This is a genomic window from Mycobacterium sp. UM_Kg1, assembly GCF_000972925.1.
Taxonomy (GTDB): domain Bacteria; phylum Actinomycetota; class Actinomycetes; order Mycobacteriales; family Mycobacteriaceae; genus Mycobacterium; species Mycobacterium hiberniae.
In genome coordinates, this window is sequence record NZ_JRMK01000072.1 from 1 (window position 1) to 22,315 (window position 22,315).

General features: G+C 68.3%; 13 protein-coding genes. 11 read left to right on the forward strand and 2 right to left on the reverse strand.

Annotated elements, in window-relative coordinates; translation table 11 throughout:
* The 11 genes from LI92_RS12505 to LI92_RS12555 form a co-directional block, all read left to right on the forward strand.
* Positions 1–550 (forward strand): UDP-galactopyranose mutase (locus LI92_RS12505; protein WP_046319327.1); only part of this gene is annotated, 550 nt, incomplete at its 5' end.
* The gene (locus LI92_RS12510) at positions 547–2,442 is read left to right on the forward strand and encodes a glycosyltransferase (protein ID WP_046319328.1); all 1,896 of its coding nucleotides are present in this window, start codon (positions 547–549) and stop codon (positions 2,440–2,442) included. The genes LI92_RS12505 and LI92_RS12510, both read left to right, overlap by 4 nt.
* On the forward strand, positions 2,439–2,993 hold the full coding sequence (locus LI92_RS12515) for a phosphatase PAP2 family protein (protein ID WP_046319330.1): 555 nt from the start codon (positions 2,439–2,441) through the stop codon (positions 2,991–2,993). The genes LI92_RS12510 and LI92_RS12515 overlap by 4 nt, the downstream gene beginning before the upstream one ends.
* Positions 2,990–3,913: a decaprenyl-phosphate phosphoribosyltransferase gene (locus LI92_RS12520; protein ID WP_046319331.1), complete on the forward strand. Its 924-nt coding sequence runs from the start codon at positions 2,990–2,992 to the stop codon at positions 3,911–3,913. Before LI92_RS12515 ends, LI92_RS12520 begins: the two co-directional genes overlap by 4 nt.
* Positions 3,891–5,906 (forward strand): terminal beta-(1->2)-arabinofuranosyltransferase, encoded by a 2,016-nt coding sequence (aftB, locus tag LI92_RS12525; RefSeq protein ID WP_046319333.1) that lies wholly within the window; start codon positions 3,891–3,893, stop codon positions 5,904–5,906. Before LI92_RS12520 ends, aftB begins: the two co-directional genes overlap by 23 nt.
* 295 nt (positions 5,907–6,201) lie before the next feature.
* Positions 6,202–7,176, forward strand: a complete 975-nt coding sequence (locus LI92_RS12530) for an esterase family protein (protein ID WP_109560866.1) — start codon at positions 6,202–6,204, stop codon at positions 7,174–7,176.
* Positions 7,177–7,348: 172 nt separating this feature from the next.
* Positions 7,349–8,242, forward strand: coding sequence for an esterase family protein (locus LI92_RS12535; protein ID WP_082109691.1), 894 nt, complete (start codon positions 7,349–7,351; stop codon positions 8,240–8,242).
* A 104-nt stretch (positions 8,243–8,346) separates the two neighbouring features.
* On the forward strand, positions 8,347–9,414 hold the full coding sequence (gene culp6 / locus LI92_RS12540) for a carboxylesterase Culp6 (RefSeq protein ID WP_082109690.1): 1,068 nt from the start codon (positions 8,347–8,349) through the stop codon (positions 9,412–9,414).
* Positions 9,415–9,711: 297 nt separating this feature from the next.
* Positions 9,712–11,622, forward strand: coding sequence for a long-chain-fatty-acid--AMP ligase FadD32 (gene fadD32, locus LI92_RS12545; protein WP_046319337.1), 1,911 nt, complete (start codon positions 9,712–9,714; stop codon positions 11,620–11,622).
* 23 nt (positions 11,623–11,645) lie between these two features.
* Positions 11,646–17,036, forward strand: coding sequence for a polyketide synthase Pks13 (gene pks13, locus LI92_RS12550; protein ID WP_046319342.1), 5,391 nt, complete (start codon positions 11,646–11,648; stop codon positions 17,034–17,036).
* Positions 17,033–18,586, forward strand: coding sequence for an acyl-CoA carboxylase subunit beta (locus LI92_RS12555; protein ID WP_046319339.1), 1,554 nt, complete (start codon positions 17,033–17,035; stop codon positions 18,584–18,586). The genes pks13 and LI92_RS12555 overlap by 4 nt, the downstream gene beginning before the upstream one ends.
* 19 nt (positions 18,587–18,605) lie before the next feature.
* Here LI92_RS12555 and LI92_RS12560 read toward each other — a convergent pair whose 3' ends face one another.
* Together LI92_RS12560 and LI92_RS24350 are read right to left on the reverse strand one after the other, a co-directional pair.
* Positions 18,606–19,559: a hypothetical protein gene (locus LI92_RS12560; protein ID WP_052740779.1), complete on the reverse strand. Its 954-nt coding sequence runs from the start codon at positions 19,557–19,559 to the stop codon at positions 18,606–18,608.
* On the reverse strand, positions 19,556–20,617 hold the full coding sequence (locus LI92_RS24350) for a DUF5631 domain-containing protein (protein WP_286135064.1): 1,062 nt from the start codon (positions 20,615–20,617) through the stop codon (positions 19,556–19,558). Before LI92_RS24350 ends, LI92_RS12560 begins: the two co-directional genes overlap by 4 nt.
* Positions 20,618–22,315: the final 1,698 nt, after the last annotated feature.

A 22,315-nucleotide genomic window follows, 5' to 3' on the forward strand; every position in this document is an offset into this window, starting at 1 on the left:
GCGCCTGGACACCGACTGGTTCGACGTACGCGACGAGCTGCGCAAGGCGAACCCGTCGGCTCCCGTCGTCTACACCGGACCGCTGGACCGCTACTTCGGCTACGCCGAAGGCAAACTGGGCTGGCGCACACTGGATTTCGAGCTCGAAGTTCTCGACACCGGAGATTTCCAGGGCACCCCGGTGATGAACTACAACGACGGCGATGTGCCGTTCACCCGCATCCACGAGTTCCGGCACTTCCACCCGGAGCGCGACTACTACCCCGCGGACAAGACGGTGATCATGCGGGAGTACTCGCGGTTCGCCGACGACGCCGACGAGCCCTATTACCCGATCAACACCGAGGCGGACCGGGCGGTGCTGACGGCTTACCGGGCGCGCGCCAAGGCGGAGACGGACTCGGCGAAGGTGCTCTTCGGCGGGCGGCTGGGCACCTACCAATATCTGGACATGCATATGGCCATCGCCAGTGCGCTGAACATGTACGACAACGTCCTGGCGCCGCACCTGCTCGACGGGGTGCCGCTGGGGGAGGGCAGTAAGGCATGACCGACAGTTCGCGCGCGGTGAGCCGGCTTTCGCGGATCATCCTGCCGCGCCAGGGTGAGCCGCTGGATGTGCGCAAGCTCTACATCGAGGAATCCGAGACCAACAGCCGGCGGGCGCACCCGCTGACCCGCACCAGCCTGGAGATCGGCGAGGAGTCGGAAGTCTCGTTCGCCACCTACTTCAACGCCTTCCCGGCTTCCTACTGGCGTCGCTGGTCGATCCTCGGCTCGGTGGTGCTGCGCCTGGAGCTGACCGGATCGGGACGGGTCGACGTCTACCGCTCCAAGGCGACCGGTGCGCGTATCGCGGTGGAAGGCAAGCCCTTCGGATCTGCCGAGAACCATGACGCCCCGTCGGTCGTGGAGTTCGAGGTAGGTCTGCAGCCGTTCGAAGACGGTGGCTGGATCTGGTTCGACATCACCACCGACACCCCGGTGACGCTGGACCGCGGCGGCTGGTACGCCCCGATCGAGGCTCCCGGCCGGGCGGACATCGCCATCGGCATCCCCACCTTCAATCGGCCCGACGACTGCGTCAACGCGCTGTTGGCGCTGACCTCCGACGCCGAGGTCGACGAGGTCATCAGTGCGGTCATCGTTCCCGACCAGGGCACGGCCAAGGTGCGCGACCATCCCGGCTTCCCGGAAGCCGCCGCCGCGCTGGGCGACCGGCTGTCGATGCACGACCAGCCCAACCTCGGCGGGTCCGGCGGCTACAGCCGGGTCATGTACGAGGCGCTGAAGAACACCGGCTGCGAACAGATCCTGTTCATGGACGACGACATCCGCATCGAGCCGGACTCGATCCTGCGCGCTCTGGCACTGAACCGATTCGCCAAGACGCCCACCCTCATCGGCGGGCACATGCTCAACCTGCAGGAACCCTCGCACCTGCACATCATGGGCGAGGTCGTCGATGCGGGCGTGTTCATGTGGACCAACGCCCCGCACACCGAGTACGACCACAACTTCGCCACCGACCCGCTGGCCGACTCGCCGGACCTGCATCGGCGCATCGACGTCGACTTCAACGGCTGGTGGATGTGCATGATCCCGCGCGCCGTCGCCGAGGAGATCGGCCAGCCGATCCCGTCGTTCATCAAGTGGGACGACGCCGAATACGGGCTGCGCGCCGGTAAGCACGGCTACCCGACCGTCACGCTGCCCGGCGCGGCGATCTGGCACATGGCCTGGAGCGACAAGGACGACGCGATCGACTGGCAGGCCTACTTCCACCTGCGCAACCGGCTGATGGTCGCGGCCCTGCACTGGGACGGCAACATCTCCGGGCTGATTCGCAGCCACCTCAAGGCGACCCTGAAACACCTTGCCTGCCTTGAATACTCGACGGTAGCCGTGCAGAACAAGGCGCTGGACGACTTCATGGCCGGACCCGAGCACATCTTCTCGATCCTGGAGTCGGCGCTGCCGGAGATCCACGCCCTGCGCAAGACCTCCCCCGACGCGGTGGTGCTGCCGGCCGCCAGCGAGCTGCCCGCCCCGTCGCAGCGGCGCAGCCCGATGCGTCCGCCGGTGCAGCCGCTGACCATCGGCTATCGGCTCGCGCGCGGCATCCTGCACAACCTCAAGGCGACCGAACCGGAGCATCACCGGCGCCCGCAGCTCAACGTGCCCACCCAGGACGCCCGCTGGTTCCTGTTGTGCACCCAGGACGGTGTCACCGTCACCACCGCCGACGGGCGCGGAGTGGTCTACCGCCAGCGTGATCGGGAGAAGATGTTGTCGCTGCTGCGCGAGTCGCTGCGGCGCCAGTACCAGCTGGCCCGCCGGTTCGACGCTTTGCGCCAGACCTATCGCCGGGCGCTGCCCACGCTGGCCAGCAAGCAGCAGTGGGAGACGGTGCTGCTTCCCAACGGTGTCACGTCGGCATGACCGAACACGCCCTGGACCCGGATGCGGTTCCCCCGCACGGCGAGGACGCCGTGCTGGTCGCGGTGCAGTCGGCGCTGGCGGGGCGGCCCGGCGTGCTGCCGGCGGCGCGGGCGTTGTCGCACTTCGGCGAACACAGTCTGGGCTGGCTGGCGGTGGCGGCGCTCGGCGCGCTGGCCCAGCCGCAGCGGCGTAGGTCGTGGCTGCTGGCCGGCGCCGGCACCCTGGCCGCGCACGCTGCCGCGGTGATCATCAAGCGCATCGTGCGCCGCAAGCGCCCGAACCATCCGGCGATCGCCATCAACGTCGGTACCCCCAGTGCGTTGAGCTTCCCCTCGGCGCATGCCACCTCCACCGCGGCGGCGGCCATCCTGCTGGGCCGGGCGGCCGGGCTCCCGGCGCGGGCCCTTCCGGCCCTGGTGGTGCCGCCGATGGCGCTGTCCCGCATGGTGCTCGGCGTGCATTACCCCAGTGACGTCGCCACCGGCGCGCTGGTGGGCGCCGCGGTTGCCGCGGCCGCAATCCGCCTGGACGACTCTGGAGACTCGCGATGAGCGCAGACACGCAAGACCGAACCTCGGAGCTCGGCCCGCCGGCCAACCTGCTGTCCGGCATCATCAAGGCGATCCGGCCCCGCCAGTGGGTCAAGAACGTGTTGGTGGTCGCGGCCCCGCTGGCCGCACTCGGGGGCGGCATCCACTACGACTACGCCGACCTGGCGCGCAAGTCGCTGATCGCCTTCGTGGTGTTCTCCCTGGCCGCCTCCGCGGTGTATCTGGTCAACGACGCCCAGGACGTCGAGGCCGATCGGGCGCATCCCACCAAGCGGTTCCGGCCGATCGCCGCCGGAGTGGTTCCAGTGGGGCTGGCCTACGTCCTGGCGGTGGCCCTGGGCGCGGTCTCGCTGGGCATCTCCTGGTGGCTGACCCCGAACCTGGCGCTGGTGATGGCGATCTACCTGGCCATCCAGCTGGCCTACTGCTTCGGTCTCAAACACCAAGCGGTGCTGGATATCTGCATCGTCTCCTCGGGATTCCTGATTCGGGCCATCGCCGGTGGCGTGGCCGCCAGCATCCCGTTGTCCCAATGGTTCCTGCTGGTAATGGCATTCGGGTCGCTGTTCATGGCGGCCGGTAAGCGCTACGCCGAACTGCAGATCGCCGAGCAGACCGGCGCCAAGATCCGCAAATCGCTGGAGAGCTACACCGGCACCTACCTGCGCTTCGTGTGGACGGCGTCGGCCACCGCCATGTTGGTCTGTTACAGCCTTTTCGCCTTCGAACGCGACAGCGGTTCGGGCTCCTGGTACGCGGTGTCGATCATTCCGATCACCATCGGCATCCTGCGCTACGCCGTCGACGTCGACGGCGGTATGGCCGGCGAGCCCGAAGACATCCTGCGTCGTGACCGGGTGATGCAGTTGATGGCGCTGGCCTGGATCGGAACCATCGGTGTTGCCGTCGCCTTCGGCTAGCCGACTCCCACCAGGAGCGACACCGGACCGCAGGGTCCGGCCGCTGGGCTGGCCGGCGGTCGCCTACAGCCCGTCGGTGCGGCTGAGCTCCTTGGCTGGACTGGCGGTGGTGCTGGCGATGTTCGCCATCGGAGCCTGGCGGCGACGCTGGATCTCCGACGACGGGCTGATCGTGCTGCGCACCGTGCGCAACCTGCTGGCCGGCAACGGGCCGGTGTTCAACGCCGGAGAGCGGGTGGAGGCCAACACCTCCACGGCCTGGACGTACCTGATGTATCTGGGCAGTTGGCTCGGCGGGCCGTTGCGGATGGAATACGTGGCACTGGCCTTCGCGCTGGCACTGAGTCTGGCCGGGGTGGCCATGCTGATGCTGGGCGCCGGCCGGTTGTACGCGCCCGGCCTGCAGGGCCGCCGCGCCTTGCTGTTGCCGGCCGGGGCGCTGGTCTACATCGCCCTGCCTCCGGCGCGGGACTTCGCCACCTCCGGTCTGGAGACCGGTCTGGTGCTCGCCTACCTGGGCTTGCTGTGGTGGATGTTGGTCTGCTGGGCGCAGGCGCTGCGCATGCCGCGCTCGCGGGCACGGGGCGCGTGGTTCACCGCCTGCCTGGCGTTCGTGGCCGGCTTCAGCGTGCTGGTGCGTCCCGAGTTGGCGCTGATCGGCGGCGGTGCCCTGGTCATGCTGCTGGTGGCCGCGCCCGACTGGCGCCGCCGGCTGCAGATCCTGCTGGCCGGCGGGGCGCTGCCGGTGGCGTATCAGATCTTCCGGATGGGCTACTACGGCCTCCTGGTGCCGGGAACGGCACTGGCCAAGGATGCCGCCGGGGACAAGTGGTCGCAGGGCATGATCTACCTGGCGAACTTCAACGCTCCCTACGCGTTGTGGGTGCCCACCGTGCTGCTCGCCGCGCTGGGTGCGGCGCTGTGGGTCGGTTCCGCGGTCCGTCATCGGCCCCGGCGTCCGGTTCCCCCCGGTGTCGGCCCCTGGGCCCGGCTGGTGCAGAGTCCCGGGGCGGTGGTCTGTTTCTTCGTGGCCAGCGGACTGCTCCAGGCCCTCTACTGGGTGCGCCAGGGCGGGGACTTCATGCACGGCCGGGTGCTGCTGGCGCCGCTGTTCTGCATGCTGGCTCCGGTGGCGGTCATTCCGGTGCTGCTGCCCGACGGCGCCCGCTACCACCGGGAGGCCGGTTACCCGCTCAGCGGCGCCGTCGGCCTGCTGTGGCTGGCGGTGGCCGGCTGGGCGCTGTGGGCGGCCAATTCGCCGGGCATGGGTTATGACGCCACCCGTGTCACCTACTCCGGAATCGTCGACGAGCGCCGGTTCTACTCCCAGGCGACCGGCAACCCTCATCCGTTGACCGGCGCGGACTACCTCGGCTATCCGCGCATGCGCGCCGTGCTGACCACGATCGCCGCCACCCCCGACGGCGCCCTGTTGCTGCCGTCGGGCAATTACGACCAATGGGACGTGGTGCCCGTGATCGTGCCGGTGCCCCCCGGGATCGGCGTTGGGACCGATCCGGGTCCGGGCGCAACCGGACCCCACACCGTCTTCTTCACCAACTTGGGCATGCTGGGCATGAACACCGGCCTCGACGTGCGGCTGCTGGACCAGATCGGGTTGGCCAACCCGATCGCGGCGCACACCGGGCGCCTGGAGCACGGCCGGATCGGCCATGACAAGGACCTGTTCCGGGACTGGGTGGTGGCCGACGGGCCGTGGGTCAAGTGGTATCCGCTCATCCCGGGCTACTTGGACCAGGACTGGATCGCCCAGGCGGAGGCCGCCCTGCGCTGCCCGGACACCGCGGCGGTGCTGGGCTCGGTGCGCGCGCCGATGGGGCCGCGCCGGTTCCTGTCCAATCTGTTGCACTCGCCGAGCTACACCCGATACCGGATTGAGCGAGTCCCGCGCGACGAACTGATCCGCTGCGGGCTCGCCGTGCCGGAACCGACGCGTCCGCAATACACCGGGATGCCGCCGGAGGTGCCCTGAGGCGTGCTGGCCTCCGCCTGCGCGAAATTGTGACGGACGTCATTATGCGGACCGGTCAGCCACCCCCTTTTGGCCGGTCTCACCGGCTGGAATGCCGGGGTGGAGCACCAGCGCCGGTTGTCACAAAAGCTGTTCCGGGCCCCGGTAGCCGGCCCGCTGACGCCACCCAGAGCCTTCGATGTCGCCCGTTTTGTGGTTGACTACATCGGCACTGTTGCGTTATCACGCACAGATCGGGTCCGAGTCGGGCCACGTTAGAGGCAAATACGGCAATGAACGAATGAGGATGCCAAGGATGAAGCTGCTTGACAGGTTGATGGTCGTAGCCGGTGGCGCGGCCCTGCTGGCGGGACTGGTGGGTGTCGTCGGCGGTACCCCCGAGGCGAACGCGTTTTCTCGGCCGGGTCTGCCGGTGGAGTACCTGCAGGTGCCTTCGGCGGGAATGGGCCGTGACATCAAGGTCCAGTTCCAGTCCGGCGGTTCGGACTCCCCGGGCCTGTACCTGCTCGACGGCATGCGGGCACAGGACGACTTCAACGGCTGGGACATCAACACCCCGGCGTTCGAGTGGTACCTGAACTCCGGCATTTCGGTGATCATGCCCGTCGGCGGCCAGTCCAGCTTCTACAGCGACTGGTACAAGCCGGCGTGCGGCAAGGCGGGCTGCTCCACCTACAAGTGGGAGACCTTCCTCACCCGCGAGCTGCCGGCCTACCTGGCCTCGGAGTACGGCGTGAGCCAGAGCCGCAACGCCGCGGTCGGCCTGTCGATGGCCGGTTCGTCGGCGCTGACGCTGGCGATCTACCACCCCAACCAGTTCACCTACGCGGGCTCGCTGTCGGGTTACCTCAACCCGTCCACCGGTAAGGGCTGGATCGGCCTGTCGATGGGCGACGCGGGCGGCTACAAGAAGAACGACATGTGGGGCGACGACAACGACCCGGCCTGGTTGCGCAACGACCCGACCGTCAACGTCGAGAAGCTGGTGGCCAACAACACCCGCCTGTGGGTGTTCTGCGGTAACGGCAAGGCCAACGAGCTGGGCGGCGACAACATTCCCGCCGTGTTCCTCGAGCAGAACTTCATGATCGGTGCGAACAAGAAGTTCCAGGAGCTCTACACCGCGGCCGGCGGCCACAACGCCATCTTCAACTTCCCGGAGTACGGCACGCACAGCTGGGAGTACTGGGGCCAGCAGCTGCAGGCCATGAAGCCCGACCTGCAGGCGCACTTGGGCGCCACGCCCGGTGGTGGCGACAGCGGCGAGTAGTCCCGCAGCGCAGATAGAAGTACCGCTGACGGCGGCGACCTCCTGGGTCGCCGCCGTCGGTCGTTTCCCGTCCTGGCAGCAAGCGCCGTGTGGTTGACTACCCCCGGGGTCAGGGCGTGTGCGACCAGTGGGTCGAACCATCACAAAAGCTGTGCCGACGAGCGAGGTGGAGATGAGCGGACTGTCGAAGGTGTTGCGGGCGCTGTGTGTGGCCGTACTGATGCTGGGCCTGTGGGGCGGGGGCACCATCGTCGGCCCGACCGCGCACGCCGCACAGTTCGAGAACCTGATGGTCCCGTCGCCGGCGATGGGCCGCGACATCCCGGTGGCGTTCCTGAACCAGGGGCCGCACGCGGTGTACCTGCTCGACGCGTTCGACGCCCACCCCGACCTGAGCAACTGGGTGACCGCGGGCAACGCGATGAACACACTGGCCGGCAAGGGCGTCTCGGTCGTCGCGCCGGCGGGCGGCGCCTACAGCATGTACACCAACTGGGAGCAGGACGGCAGCAAGCAGTGGGACACGTTCCTGTCCACTGAGCTGCCGGATTGGCTGGCGGCCAACCGCGGCCTGGCGCCGGGCGGCCACGCCGTGGTCGGCGCATCCCAGGGCGGCTACGGGGCCCTGGCGCTGGCCACGTTCCACCCCGACCGGTTCGGGTTCGCCGGTGCGATGTCGGGCTTCCTGGGGCCGGCCAACACCACCGAGAGCGGCGTGATCAGCGCCGGCCTGCAGAACTTCGGCGGGCTGGACCCCAACGGCATGTGGGGAGCGCCCCAGCTGGGCCGCTGGAAGTGGCATGACCCCACCGTGCACGCCACCCTGCTGGCTCAGAACAACACCCGGGTCTGGATCTACAGCCCGCTGGGCGGCGCGTCCAACCCCGCGGCGATGATCGGGGACCCCGCCGAGGCGGCCGGCAGCGGGCGGTATTTCCACATGCAGTACCGCCAGGTCCGCGGCAAGAACGCGCACTTCGACTTCTCGCCCGGGGACAACGGCTGGGGTTCGTGGTCGTCGCAGCTGGGTGCGATGGTCGGTGACATCATCGGCGCTATTCGCTGACTTTCGGCGTTGACTCTGCGCCCACCAGCCACAAGTTCGAGTAGATCGCCTGGTGGGCGCAGAGTCAGTGCCCGCCGTCGCCGATCTGTACCGTGATAGGCGATATGGCCAACAAAGCACGGAAGTCCCCGCGGAAGTCTCCCCGCAAGTCAGCACGCAAGTCACCGGCTAACCGCCGCCGCATCCTTGCCTGGATCGCCGCCGGCGCGATGGCTTTGGTGGTGGCCCTGGTGATCGTGGCTGTGGTGATCTGGATCAGGCGCCCCGCCACCCCGCCGATCGCCGACCAGCCCGGCGCGGCCGTCCCGCCGACCAGCTCGGTGCCGACACGGCCCAAAAAGCCGCGCCCGGCCTTCCAGGACGCCAGCTGCCCCGATGTGCAGCTGGTGGCGGTGCCCGGCACCTGGGAGTCTTCACCGACCGATGACCCGCTGAACCCCACCGAGTTCCCCCGGGCGCTGTTGCTCACCGTCACCCGCCCGTTGGCCGAGCAGTTCGACGGAGGGCGGCTGCAGACCTACACCGTCCCCTACACCGCGCAGTTCCACAATCCGCTGTCGGCCGACAAGCAGATGAGCTACAACGACAGCCGTGCCGAAGGCACGCGCGCCACGGTCAAGGCGCTGACCGAGATGAATGACCGCTGCCCGCTGACCAGCTACGTGCTGATCGGCTTTTCGCAGGGCGCGGTGATCGCCGGCGACGTCGCGAGTGACATCGGCAACGGACGCGGCCCGGTCGACGAGGATCTGGTCCTGGGCGTCACGCTGATCGCCGACGGCCGCCGCCAGGACGGCAGCGCCGGCGGCGTCAATGTGCCGCCGACCCCGCCGGGGCAGGGTGCCGAGGTCACGTTGCACGAGCTGCCGATCCTGTCCGGGATGGGCCTGACCATGACCGGTGCGCGCGACGGCGGGTTCGGTGACCTCGCGAAGCGCACGAACGAGATTTGCGCGCGCGGTGACCTGATCTGCGCCGCGCCCCGCGAGGCGTTCAGCGTAGGCAGGCTGCCGGCCACGCTGGAGACGCTGGCCGGCGGGGCCGGCCAGCCCGTGCACGCGATGTACGCCACCCCGGATTTCTGGAGCAGCGACGGCGCGTCCGCCACCGAGTGGACCCTGAACTGGGCACGGGACATGGTCGCCAATGCGCCGCATCCGCCGCACGGCTGACGCCGCGTGACCCGGAGGTTCAGCGAGGCTCGACGCAGGAGAGGTGAAGCTGGGACCGCCGCGTGACCCAGCGACCGGCGTCACACGCGGTACCGTGTGATTTGGCATGGGGCGCACCGGCCTCTAACATTAAGAGCAATTTAAGAGCGGCGGCTCATGGTCGCACGGCAGCAGCGCATCGCCGGGTTGCGGTAACCCACTACCATCTGTGAGGTCCCGGGCCCGCGATGTAGCGCACCAGCGCGACCCGACGCGCCCGGCAGTTGACTGAACGTATGTTCGCGACAGGAGATTTTGATGGCCCCGGCAACACAGGCCGCCTACCACAACCCCTTCGTCAAGGACGGCAAGATCCGGTTCCCGGACAACGCCAACCTGGTGAAGACCGTTGAGCGCTGGGCTGCGCTTCGCGGGGAGAAGGTTGCGTACCGGTTCCTCGACTACTCCACCGAGCGCGACGGTGTGGCCCGGGAGCTCTCCTGGTCGGAATTCGGTGCCCGCAACCGCGCGCTGGGCGCCCGGCTGCAGCAGGTCACCCAGCCCGGCGACCGTGTCGCGATTCTGTGCCCGCAGAACCTGGACTACCTGGTGTCGTTCTTCGGGATCATGTACTCCGGCCGCATCGCGGTGCCGCTGTTCGACCCGAGCGAGCCCGGTCACGTGGGCCGGCTGCATGCGGTGCTCGATGACTGCACGCCCTCGGCGGTGCTCACCACCAGCGACTCGGCCGAGGGTGTCCGGAAGTTCTTCCGCAGCCGCCCGGCCAATGCCCGCCCGCGCGTGATCGCGGTCGACGCGGTGCCGGTCGAGGTCGGCTCGACCTGGGAGATGCCCCAAGTCGACCGCGACTCCATCGCCTACCTGCAGTACACCTCCGGGTCCACGCGTACGCCCACCGGCGTGAAGATCACCCATCTGAACCTGCCGACCAACGTCGTCCAGTTGCTCGATTCGCTCAAGGGTCGCGAGGGCGACCGCGGTGTGACCTGGCTGCCGTTCTTCCACGACATGGGCCTGGTCACCATCTTGCTGTCGTGCGTCATGGGTCAGCAGTTCACCTTCATGACCCCGGCCGCCTTCGTCCGCCGGCCCTACCGGTGGATCAAGGAGATGGCCCGCAAGGAGGGCGACACCGGTGAGTGCTTCTCGGTGGCCCCCAACTTCGCCTTCGAGCACGCCGCCGCCCGCGGCCTGCCCAAGGAGGGCGACCCGCCGCTGGACCTGAGCAATGTCCGGGCGATCCTCAACGGCAGCGAACCGGTGTCGGCGGCATCGGTGCGCCGGTTCAACGAGGCGTTCGGTCCGTACGGTTTCCGCGAGGAGGCGATCAAGCCGTCCTACGGGCTGGCCGAGGCCACCCTGTTCGTGTCCACCACCCCGCCCGACGAGGGTCCGAGCATCGTCTATGTCGATCGCGAGGAGCTCAACAACGGCAACCGGTTCGTCGAGGTTGCCGCCGACGCCCCCAACGCGGTCGCCCAGGCTTCGGCCGGCCGGGTCTCGGTGGACCAGTGGGCGGTGATCGTCGACTACGAGACCGGCGCCGAGCTGCCCGACGGCCAGATCGGTGAGATCTGGCTGCAGGGCAACAACATGGGCGTCGGTTACTGGAACCGTGAGCAGGAGACGGCCGATACGTTCCAGAACGTGCTCAAGTCGCGGACCAGCCCCTCGCGCGCCGAGGGATCCGACCCCGACGGCTTCTGGGTGCGCACCGGCGACTACGGCGCCTACTACAAGGACGACCTCTACATCACCGGCCGCGTCAAGGACCTGGTGATCGTCGACGGCCGCAACCACTACCCGCAGGATCTCGAGTACTCCGCCCAGGAGGCCAGCCGCGCGTTGCGGGCCGGCTATGTGGCGGCGTTCTCGGTGCCGGCCAACCAGTTGCCGCAGTCCGCGTTCGACAACCCGCATTCCGGGCTGAAGTTCGACCCGGAGGACAGCTCCGAACAGCTGGTGATCGTGGCCGAGCGCGCCCCGGGCGCCCACAAGCTGGACTACCAGCCCATCGCCGATGACATCCGCGCCGCCATCGCGGTGCGCCACGGGGTGACCGTGCGCGACGTGCTGTTGGTGTCGGCGGGCACCGTGCCCCGCACGTCCAGCGGCAAGATCGGTCGCAGCGCCTGCCGGGCCGCCTATCTCGACGGCAGCCTGCGTGGCGGCACGACCGGCCCGAACGCCTACCCCGACGAGGTCTAACCCAGATGAGCGAGGCTCCGCAGATGACCGGCGACGGCGACGACGCAATCCTGCGCGGCACCAGCCGCACCGACCTGACCGTCGCCGACATGCGGGCCTGGCTGCGCAACTGGGTGGCCAACGCCACCGGCCAGTCGCCGGACAAGATCAACGAGACGGCACCGCTGATCGAGCTGGGGTTGTCCTCGCGCGACGCGGTGGCCATGGCGTCGGACATCGAGGACTTCGCCGGCGTGACGTTGTCGGCGACGGTGGCGTTCCGGCACCCGACAATCGAGGCCCTGGCCACCGTGATCGTCGAGGGCGAGCCGGTGGTGGTCGACGATTCCGACGGCGAGGACTGGTCGCGCGACGCCGACGTCGACGACATCGCCGTGGTGGGTCTGGCCACCCGCTTCCCCGGCGACATGAACACCCCGGAGGAGACCTGGCGCAAGCTGCTGGAGGGCTTCGACGCGATCACCGACCTGCCCGAGGGCCGCTGGTCGGAGTTCCTGGAGGAGCCCCGGGTCGCCGAGCGAGTCGCCAAGGCGCGCACCCGCGGCGGCTACCTGTCCGACATCAAGGGTTTCGACGCGGAGTTCTTCGCGCTGTCGAAGATGGAAGCCGACAACATCGACCCGCAGCAGCGGATGGCGCTGGAGCTGACCTGGGAAGCCCTGGAGCACGCCCGCATTCCGGCGTCGGCGCTGCGCGGTGAATCCGTCGCGGTGTACCTGGGCTCGTCCAACGCCGACTACCAGAACCTGGCGCTGTCGGACCCGAGCATCACCCACCCGTATGCCATCACCGGCAACGCGAGCTCGATCATCGCCAACCGGGTGAGTTACTTCTTCGACTTCCGCGGCCCGTCGGTGGCCGTCGACACCGCCTGCTCGTCGTCGCTGGTGGCGGTGCACCAGGCCGTGCAGGCGTTGCGCAGCGGTGAGGCCGACGTGGCCGTGGCCGGCGGCGTCAACGCACTGATCACCCCGCTGGTCACGGTCGGTTTCGACGAGGTCGGCGGGGTGCTCTCGCCCGATGGCCGGATCAAGTCGTTCTCGTCGGACGCCGACGGCTACGCCCGTTCCGAGGGTGGCGGCGTACTGGTGCTCAAGCGGGTGGACGACGCGCGCCGCGACGGCGACCAGATTCTGGCGGTGATCGCCGGGTCTGCGGTCAACCACGACGGCCGTTCCAACGGCCTGCTCGCCCCCAACCCCGACGCCCAGGCCGCCGTGCTGCGCAAGGCGTACAAGAACGCCGGGATCGACCCGCGCACCGTTGACTACATCGAGGCGCACGGCACGGGGACCATTCTGGGCGACCCGATCGAGGCCGAGGCGCTGGGCCGCGTGGTCGGCCGCGGTCGCGCCGCCGACAAGCCCGCCCTGCTGGGCGCGGTGAAATCCAATGTCGGACACCTGGAGTCGGCTGCCGGCGCGGCCAGCCTGGCCAAGATCGTGCTGGCCCTGCAGCACGACAAGATTCCGCCGTCGATCAACTACGCCGGCCCCAACCCCTACATCGACTTCGCCGGCAGCCGCCTGAAGGTCGCCGACACCGTCTCCGACTGGCCGCGCTACGGCGGCTATGCGGTGGCCGGGGTCTCCGGTTTCGGATTCGGTGGCGCCAACGCGCACCTGGTGGTGCGCGAGGTGTTGCCGCGCGACGTGATCGAGCGTGAGCCGCAGCCCGAAGAGCCGGTCACCGACGCCGCCGACGCGGGCGATGACGTCGTCGAGCACGAAGCGCCCCGTTTCGACGAGTACGGCGAGTTCATCGCCCCCGAGGGATCGCACGGCTACGGTGACGAGCCCGAGTACGAACTGCCGGGCCTGACCGACGAGGCGTTGCGCCTGCGGGAAGAGGCGCTGGCCGAACTGGCCGCCGAAGAACCGGTGAAACCCTTGATCCCCCTGGCGATCTCGGCGTTCCTGACCTCCCGCAAGAAAGCCGCTGCGGCCGAGCTGGCCGACTGGATCGACAGCGAAGAGGGCCGGGCCACGCCGCTGACGTCCATCGGTCGCGCACTGTCGCGGCGCAATCACGGCCGGTCGCGGGCTGTGGTGCTGGCCCACGACCACGATGAGGCCATTGCCGGCCTGCGCGCGGTCGCCGAGGGCAAGCAGAAGCCCAACGTCTACTCCGCCGACGGCCCGGTCACCAACGGGCCGGTGTGGGTGATGGCCGGCTTCGGCGCCCAGCACCGCAAGATGGGCAAGAACCTCTACCTGCGCAACCCGGTGTTCGCCGAGTGGATCGAGAAGGTCGACGCCCTGGTCCAGGACGAGCGCGGTTACTCGGTGCTGGAACTGATCCTCGACGACTCGCACGAGTACGGCATCGAGACCTCCAACATCGCGATTTTCGCCATCCAGATCGCGCTCGGCGAAATGCTCAAGCATCACGGGGCGCGCCCGACCGCCGTCATCGGTCAGTCGCTGGGTGAACCGGCCTCGGCCTACTTCTCCGGCGGCCTGTCACTGGCCGACGCCACCCGGGTGATCTGCTCACGCGCGCACCTGATGGGTGAGGGCGAGGCGATGCTGTTCGGCGAGTACATCCGGTTCATGGCGCTCGTGGAGTACTCCGCCGAGGAGCTCAAGACGGTATTCGCCGACTTCCCGGGCCTGGAGGTGTGCGTCTACGCCGCCCCGAGCCAGACCGTGATCGGCGGTCCGCCCGAGCAGATCGATGAGATCGTCGCCCGCGCCGAGTCTGAGGGCCGCTTTGCGCGCAAGCTGCAGACCAAGGGCGCGGGCCACACGTCGCAGATGGACCCGTTGCTCGGCGAGTTCTCCGCCGAACTGCAGGGCATCGAGCCGCGCACGCCGAATATCGGCATCTTCTCGACGGTGCATGAGGGCAGCTACGTCAAGCCCGGCGGTGAGCCCATCCACGACGTGGACTACTGGAAGAAGGGGATGCGGCACAGCGTCTACTTCACCCACGGTGTCCGCAACGCCGTCGACAACGGCTACACCACCTTCCTGGAGCTGGCGCCCAACCCGGTTGCCCTGATGCAGGTGGGGCTGACCACCGCCGACGCCGGACTGCACGACGCGCAGCTGATCGCGACGCTGGCCCGCAAGCAAGACGACGTCGACGCGATGACCATGGCGATGGCCCAGCTCTACGTCTACGGCCACGACCTCGATTTCCGGACGCTGTTCCCGCGTGAGGTGCAGGGGCCGATCAGTCCGGCGGAGTTCGCCAACATTCCGCCGACCCGCTTCCGGCGCAAGCCGCACTGGCTCGACGCCCGGTTCTCCGGCGACGCCACCGGTGTCATGCCCGGCTCGCACGTCGCGACACCGGACGGCCGGCACGTCTTCGAGTACGCCGGTCGCGGGGAGACGGACCTGGCTGCCCTGGTGAAAGCCGCAGCGGCAGCAGTGCTTCCGGATGCGACGCTGGTGGCCAGCGAGCAGCGTGCGGTGCCGGCCGAGGGCTCTCGGCTGGTGACCACGCTGACCCGGCACCCCGGTGGTGCCGCAGTGCAGGTGCACTCACGCATCGGCGAGTCGTTCACGCTGGTCTACGACGCGTTGGTGAGTCGCGCTGGGGCCGAGAGCGTTTCGCTGCCGATCGCCGTCGGGGCGGGCACCGCGGTCGCCGCCACCTCGGTTGCGGCTCCGGTGGAACCCGAGGTCGACGACGCCGAGATCCTGCACGACAACCTGACCGCCGGCGCCGGCCTGGCCGCGAGCTTCGCCAAGTGGTCGCCGGAATCCGGTGAGACCATTGCCGAGCGGTTGGGCACGATCGTCGGCGGTGCGATGGGCTACGAGCCCGAGGACTTGCCGTGGGAGGTGCCGCTGATCGAGTTGGGTCTGGATTCGCTGATGGCTGTGCGAATCAAGAACCGGGTCGAATACGACTTCGACCTGCCGCCGATCCAGCTGACCGCGGTGCGCGACGCGAACCTCTACAACGTCGAGGAAATGATCCGCTACGCCGTTGAGCACCGCGACGAGGTCGAAGCGCTGCACGAGCACCAGCAGACCCAGACGCCGGAGGAGATCGCCGCCGAGCAGGCCGCGATCCTGGCGGCGGCCAAGGCCGCCGAGGCGGCCGGGGATGCCCCGGCGGCGCCGGTTGAGTCGGCCACGGAGCAGGAACCGCCTGCGGCACCGCCCGCTTCGGACATCCCGATCCCGCCGCCGCCGACCAACCCGGCCGGCCCCGGCGGCGCACCCGTGCCGCCGCCGCCCACCAACCCGGCGGGGCCGGCGGTTCCGCCGCCGCCCACCGACCCGTCGGGTCCGGGGGTCAACAGCGGCGTCAGCACCAAGACCGCCGCCGCTGCGGCTGCCAAGGTGCTCACCCAGGAGGCGGTGACCGAGGCGCTGGGCGCCGACGTGCCCCCGCGTGACGCCGCCGAGCGGGTCACCTTCGCCACCTGGGCGATCGTCACCGGGAAGTCGCCGGGTGGGATCTTCAACGAACTGCCCGCGCTGGACGATGAATTGGCCGAGAAGCTCGCTGCCCGGTTGTCGGAGCGGGCGGAGGGAATCATCACCGTCGATGACGTCAAGGCGGCCACCACGATCGAGGGCCTGGCGACCGTCGTCCGCGACCAACTCGAGGACGGGGTGGTGGACGGTTTCGTCCGCACTCTGCGGGCGCCTAAGGAAGGCTCGCCGAGTCTGCCGCTGTTCGTGTTCCACCCGGCGGGCGGTTCGACCGTGGTCTACGAGCCGCTGATGAAGAGGCTGCCGGCCGACACCCCGATCTATGGCTTCGAACGGGTGGAGGGCTCCATCGAGGAGCGTGCGGCCGAGTACGTGCCCAAGCTGCTGGAGTTGCACGACGGGCCGTTCATGCTGGCGGGCTGGTCGCTGGGCGGGGCGCTGGCCTACGCGTGTGCGATCGGGCTCAAGGAGGCCGGCGCCGACGTCCGCTTCGTCGGATTGATCGACCTGGTGCTGCCGGGTGAGCCGATTGACCAGAGCAAGGAGGGCATGCGGGCGCGGTGGGACCGCTACGCACGGTTCGCCGAGCGCACCTTCAATGTCGAGGTTCCCGAGATTCCCTACGAGGAACTGGAGAAGCTCGACGACGAGGGCCAGGTCAAGTTCGTCCTGGAGGTCGTCGCGCAGAGCGGCGTGCAGATCCCGGGCGGGATCATCGAGCATCAGCGCACGTCATACCTGGACAACCGCGCGCTGGACACCATCGAGATCCAGCCGTATGACGGTCACGTCACCTTGTACATGGCCGATCGCTACCACGATGACGCCATCGTGTTCGAGCCTGCCTACGCGACCCGCAAGCCCGACGGGGGCTGGGGCGAGTACATCTCTGACCTGGAGATCGTGCACATCGGGGGTGAGCACATTCAGGCGATCGATGAGCCCTACATTGCCAAGGTGGGCGCCCACATGAGTGAGGCGATCAGCCGCATCCAAGCCGAGAGCGAGAGCGCGTGACGAACAAGACCACCGCCGAACTGTTGGCCGAGCTCCGCGAAAAGCTGGAGCTGGCAAAGGAACCTGCGGGTGAGGCAGCCGTCGCCAAGCGTGCGAAGAAGGGAATCCCCAGCGCACGCGAACGCATCCACGCCCTGCTGGACCCCGGCACCTTCTTGGAGATCGGTGCGCTGTGCAAGACCCCCGGTGACCCGAACGCGCTGTATGGCGACGGCGTGGTCACCGGCCACGGCCGGATCAACGGCCGGCCCGTCGGCGTGTTCAGCCACGACCAGACCGTGTTCCAGGGTTCGGTCGGGGAGATGTTCGGCCGCAAGGTGGCCAAGCTGATGGAGTGGGTGGCCATGGTCGGCTGCCCGATCATCGGCATCAACGACTCTGCGGGCGCGCGCATCCAGGATGCGGTGACTTCACTGGCTTGGTACGCCGAACTGGGCCGGCGTCACGAGATGTTGCGCGGCCTGGTGCCGGAGATCTCGATCATCTTGGGTAAATGTGCTGGGGGAGCGGTTTATTCGCCGATCCAGACCGACCTGCTGGTGGCTGTGCGCGACCAGGGTTACATGTTCATCACCGGGCCCGACGTGATCAAGGACGTCACCGGCGAGGACGTGACCTTCGACGAACTCGGCGGCGCCGACGTCCAGGCGCAGCGCGGCAACATTCACAAGGTGGTCGACGACGAAGCCGCGGCTTTCCAGTACGTGCGCGACTACCTGTCGTTCCTGCCGTCCAACCACTTCGACGACGCGCCGGTCATCAACCCGGGCCTCGAGCCCGAAATCACGCCGCACGACCTGGAATTGGACTCCATCGTTCCGGACTCGGACAACGTCGCCTACGACATGCACGAGATCCTGCTGCGGATCTTCGATGACGGCGATGTCTTCGAGATCGCCGAGCAGCGCGGGCGAGCGATGATCACCGCTTTCGCCCGCGTCGACGGGCATCCGGTCGGGGTGATCGCCAACCAGCCGATGTTCATGTCCGGGGCGGTCGACACCGAGGCCTCCGACAAGGCGGCCAGCTTCATTCGATTCTGCGACTCATTCAATCTCCCACTGGTTTTCGTCGTCGATACTCCCGGCGCGATGCCTGGGGTGGCGGAGGAGAAGAACGGGATCATCAAGCGTGGGGGCAGGTTCTTCAACGCCATCGTCGAGGCCGACGTGCCCAAGGTGACGGTGATCATCCGCAAGGCCTACGGCGGCGGGTACGCGGTCATGGGTTCCAAGCAGCTGTCGGCTGACCTGAACTTTGCGTGGCCGACCGCCCGCATCGCCGTCATCGGCGCCGATGGCGCGGCACAGCTGCTGGTCAAACGGTTCCCGGATCCGACCGCGCCCGAGGTGCAGAAGATCAAGCAGGACTTCATCAACGGATACAACGAGAACATGGCGATTCCGTGGACAGCCGCCGAGCGTGGCTACATCGACGCCGTGATCCAGCCACACGAGACACGATTGTTGCTGCGCAAGTCGCTTCGCCTGCTGCGCGACAAGCAGAACTACCCCAAGGTGCAGCGTAAGCACGGCCTGCTGCCCATCTAGCGCCTCGTCGGTGGGGGAATTACGTCGCTGAGTCGTCCTTGTCGACAATGCGTTTGAGTGGCGTGATGCCAGGATGGCCGGCGTCTTTGGCGACGGTCTTGGTCACCGGCACATTGGGTGGAGCTGTGGTGCGGCCCTTGACGGGTTGACCGTTGGGCACGCCGGGAGCGGCGATGCGCTTGGCGTCGGTCTTGTCCTCTTTGCCCTTGGCGCCGGCACCTGCCCCGCCGGGCATCATCGGCATCATTCCGCCGCCGGTCCCACCGGTTGCCGGCACACCGCCGGCCGGAGCCGCCATTGCCGTGCCGCGCAGGGAGCTGGTGGGCGTAGTGGGCGCCGACGTTCCCGGAACCGGGGGTGGGCCCAGGTTGCTGGCCGGCGTGGTGCCCACGCCCAGCCCGCCGCCTGCTCCACCGGAGCCGAACTCGCCGCCTTCCAACCCCGGATCGGCACCGAAGTCGGAAGCCAAGGTGGCGTCGCCAAGCCCGCCCTTGCTCAAGGACTGCGCCGCGCTCATCAGCGGCGACAACGCACCTTGACCGGCCTGCATCAACCCCTGCGGCAGCTTGCCCACCGCGCCGAGCGCGCCGCCGAGCGCTCCGGTGATGCCCTGCATCGCACTGGTGATGCCCTGCATCGCCCCACCCATGGCCTCCTGCGGCCCTTGGCCGGCCATCGCCGGGCCGGCTTCGGCGGCAACGTTCTGAAATCGCGCTGCCGCGTCGGCCTCGTGGTTGGCGAACTTCTGTACAGCGTCGGCGGCGTGGCCGGCGCGGTCAGCGTGGTCTTCGGCGAGTCCGGTGTTGGTCTCGACCAGGTTCAGGTTGGTCGCGGCCCCGAAGGCCGCCATCGTGGCATCCACGGGCGATGACCCGCCGGGATGGACCGGGCCGGGTGGGATAGCCGCTGGGGGCTGTGAGAGTGCGATGTGCAAGAAGTCCTCGCCGTAATGCCGAACGAAGTCATCGGTCATGGCGTTTCCCCTCCCGGTCGCACCGCGGTGACCTGATACCAAGCCAGGTGATAGCCGGCCAGCTCTTGACTGCCGTCGATCAGGGCGTCGATGGCCGCCAGCAACATCCAGTCGCCTACGTCCCGGGGCGCATGGTGTGGATAGGACGCCGCGATGCGCGCCTCGGTCTCGGCCAGCACCTGCCGAAACAGCGCGACCTCGTTGTCGGCGACACCGGAACGGCGGGCCACCGCACGCGCGACGGTCTGCACGATTCGGGGCAGGCGGGTGTTGGTTGCCGCGAGATCGATCAGCGTGGGGCCGAGTTCCTCGACCTGGTGGCCATAGCGAGCACGCTCCCCACTGCCGGGAATCGGATCCGCCGGTCCCGCCTCGCTGACGTAGGCATTGGGGTGGTGGGCCACGGCTGCGACGACCGCACCCAGCAGATCAACTGCGCGAGTGTCGCGGCGGCGCTGGGCGGGATCCAGCAGCGTCAACCCTTGGGGGAGTTGCACTGTCGGCGGAATCCAGCCGCCGGCCAGGTCGGTCGCCACCACGGTGGTTTCGTCGTCGCGCAGGCCGACCGCCCAGGCCAGGTGCGGAGCCTGGCGGGCCACGGCGTCAACTTTGCGCTGCAGATCCTGGTGCTCGGCCAGGCGTCGCGCAGCGGTGCCCGCTCCCGCTCCAGCGGTGCCGCTAGCGGCCATTCCGCCGGCGACCGATGCGCCGGACTGCGCACCGACACCGCTGGGTCTGCCGGCGGAAGCCACTGTCGGACCACCCGGTGCCGGCGAGCTGGCGGGCGGGGGCGGCGGACCGGCCGGTCCGGCCGGCGCGGTGGGTGCGGCCGGGATGGCCGCAGCGGCCGGGCGCAGGTCTGCGCCATAGCCGGGCAACGGTCCCGACGGAGCTAGCGGGGCGGTGATGGACGGACCCGCTGGAACAGCGGCTGAGCTGGCCGTGACCGGCGGTGGTGCCGGCGGCAGTGGGGCAGCGTTCCCGGCCGGGGCGGCGGGCGCGGCCTCGGCACCGGAACTGGCCAGTTGGGCCAGGTTGTCCAGCGCACCGCCTGCCATCGGGGTCACCGGCGGGGAGGGGGCAAGCTGCGGCGGCTGGCCCAACCCCGCTGGGCCCGGTCCGCCGGGCGCTAAGGGAGGCGGCGGCCCGCCGGGTCCCGGCGGTCCGCCGGGCAGGCCCGAAGCGAAGGCCTGGGCTTGCCCGCCGCTGGCAAGGCCGGGAGATATGGCGCCGTCGGGAGGTCCAGCTGGGGAGCCGAAGCCCGGCATGGAGGAGGCCATGGGCTGCGGCATGGCGCCGCCGGAAGGAATGCCGCCAGGCATGCCGGGGGTGGGAGTGCTGGGGGCGGGGGCGCTGATCGGGGCACCCGAGTGGTCGGTGATGACATTGCCAATTGCGTTGTTGCTCAAACCGTTAGCGCCTGTGCCAGTTCCGTCTATAGCTGTGGCGTCGGTTGTGATGCCGCTTCTGCCTGTGGTGGAGGCAACAGGGGCGGTGTTGGTTGTGAGGCCACTGCTACCAGTTCCACGGGTAGTGTTGGAGGTTAGCCCGACCCCCGGGCCCGATCCAGTAGGCGGCCCGAATAAGCCAATCCCGTTGGCTGTGCTTCTGGGCGGTTCGCCTTCCAGGACCCCCTGCCCAGTAGCGGGGCTGACGGGATCGGTGGCCTCACTGGCAGAACCACCCGGGGTCGATCGGTCTTCGCTTGTTTGTACTTCTAGCCCGCCGTCGCCGAATGGAAACGGCAAGCCGTCGCCACCGGCGTGGTCGTTCATGTCTCCGGTGCCGAAAGGAAAAGGAAGATCCGACGTCCCAGCAGCTGTTCTGACCAATTCGTCGCTGGAGGGTATTTGGGAGCTCTCAGGAGCCATCTTTGCGCCGTTATCTTGCAACCATCGCTGGGCGTCTCCCTCGATGCCCAAATCTACGAACATTTGCTCGGTGGCTGCAATGATCTTGCTGATGGCATCGGCACTGTGCTGGCCTGATTCGGCATTGGCGTCAGAAATAAGACTGACAGCTTCTGCTAGCGATTCGGGGGTCTTCTTCGCTACGAGATTGTCGATGAGCGGATTATAGCGGTTGGCGACGTTGGTCAGATTTCGGCGCAGTTCGATTACGGCCCTGGCGACGCTGTCGCACGCGACGCTCTTGCTACGACAGTGCTCAGCGGCACTCGTAAGACGGTTGTAGCCGATTCGGAGGCGTATCAACTCGTCTTCGGTCGTATGCCCGCTGTTCCGAGCGCTAACGCTCTGCGTAAAAGACTGGAGTTCGACAGCCTCCTGCTCCTTAGCTCTCGACTGAAACGACCAGTGCTGAACGCTCTTGGTCACGTCGGTTGGCGGCGCGGGCCACCACGCTCCAACTAGGGAAGCCGACCATTTGCCGGGAGGTAGATCAGCCACGGCAGGAAGCTTTCGGCTTGCGCTCTTCGGCACCAGTTGCAGCGGCCGAGACGCCGTGCCTCCTGAGAGTTAAGCCGCTCCCGTCGCACAGGGGAGGGACATCCGCCGTTGCAAGCCGGTCCGGTTCTGGGATGGCCATAGTGCGGATGTTAATCGTCCTGCTGGATTCTCGCTTACATGGTCTGACCGCAGGTTTTGTGCAGGCAAAATTTGCTAGCCCCAGGTGGGTTGTGGATCTGCTGAGGTGAGCCCCTCGTAATGGTCCAGTTGTTGTGCGACTCTGATGCCCGGTGTTCGGGCAGGAAGAATCGGCAACGACATGGCAGCCAAGAAGCGCCGGCGGCATAC

Bases quoted from the DNA above. Each gene is read 5' to 3' on its own strand.
- fadD32 (WP_046319337.1), top strand. From the start codon at position 9,712: ATGGCCCCGGCAACACAGGCCGCCTACCACAACCCCTTCGTCAAGGAC.
- pks13 (WP_046319342.1), top strand. From the start codon at position 11,646: ATGACCGGCGACGGCGACGACGCAATCCTGCGCGGCACCAGCCGCACC.
- LI92_RS12530 (WP_109560866.1), top strand. From the start codon at position 6,202: ATGAAGCTGCTTGACAGGTTGATGGTCGTAGCCGGTGGCGCGGCCCTG.
- culp6 (WP_082109690.1), top strand. From the start codon at position 8,347: ATGGCCAACAAAGCACGGAAGTCCCCGCGGAAGTCTCCCCGCAAGTCA.
- LI92_RS24350 (WP_286135064.1), bottom strand. From the start codon at position 20,617: ATGGCAGGCGGTGCGCTGGACAACCTGGCCCAACTGGCCAGTTCCGGT.
- LI92_RS12520 (WP_046319331.1), top strand. From the start codon at position 2,990: ATGAGCGCAGACACGCAAGACCGAACCTCGGAGCTCGGCCCGCCGGCC.
- LI92_RS12515 (WP_046319330.1), top strand. From the start codon at position 2,439: ATGACCGAACACGCCCTGGACCCGGATGCGGTTCCCCCGCACGGCGAG.
- LI92_RS12535 (WP_082109691.1), top strand. From the start codon at position 7,349: ATGAGCGGACTGTCGAAGGTGTTGCGGGCGCTGTGTGTGGCCGTACTG.
- LI92_RS12510 (WP_046319328.1), top strand. From the start codon at position 547: ATGACCGACAGTTCGCGCGCGGTGAGCCGGCTTTCGCGGATCATCCTG.
- LI92_RS12560 (WP_052740779.1), bottom strand. From the start codon at position 19,559: ATGACCGATGACTTCGTTCGGCATTACGGCGAGGACTTCTTGCACATC.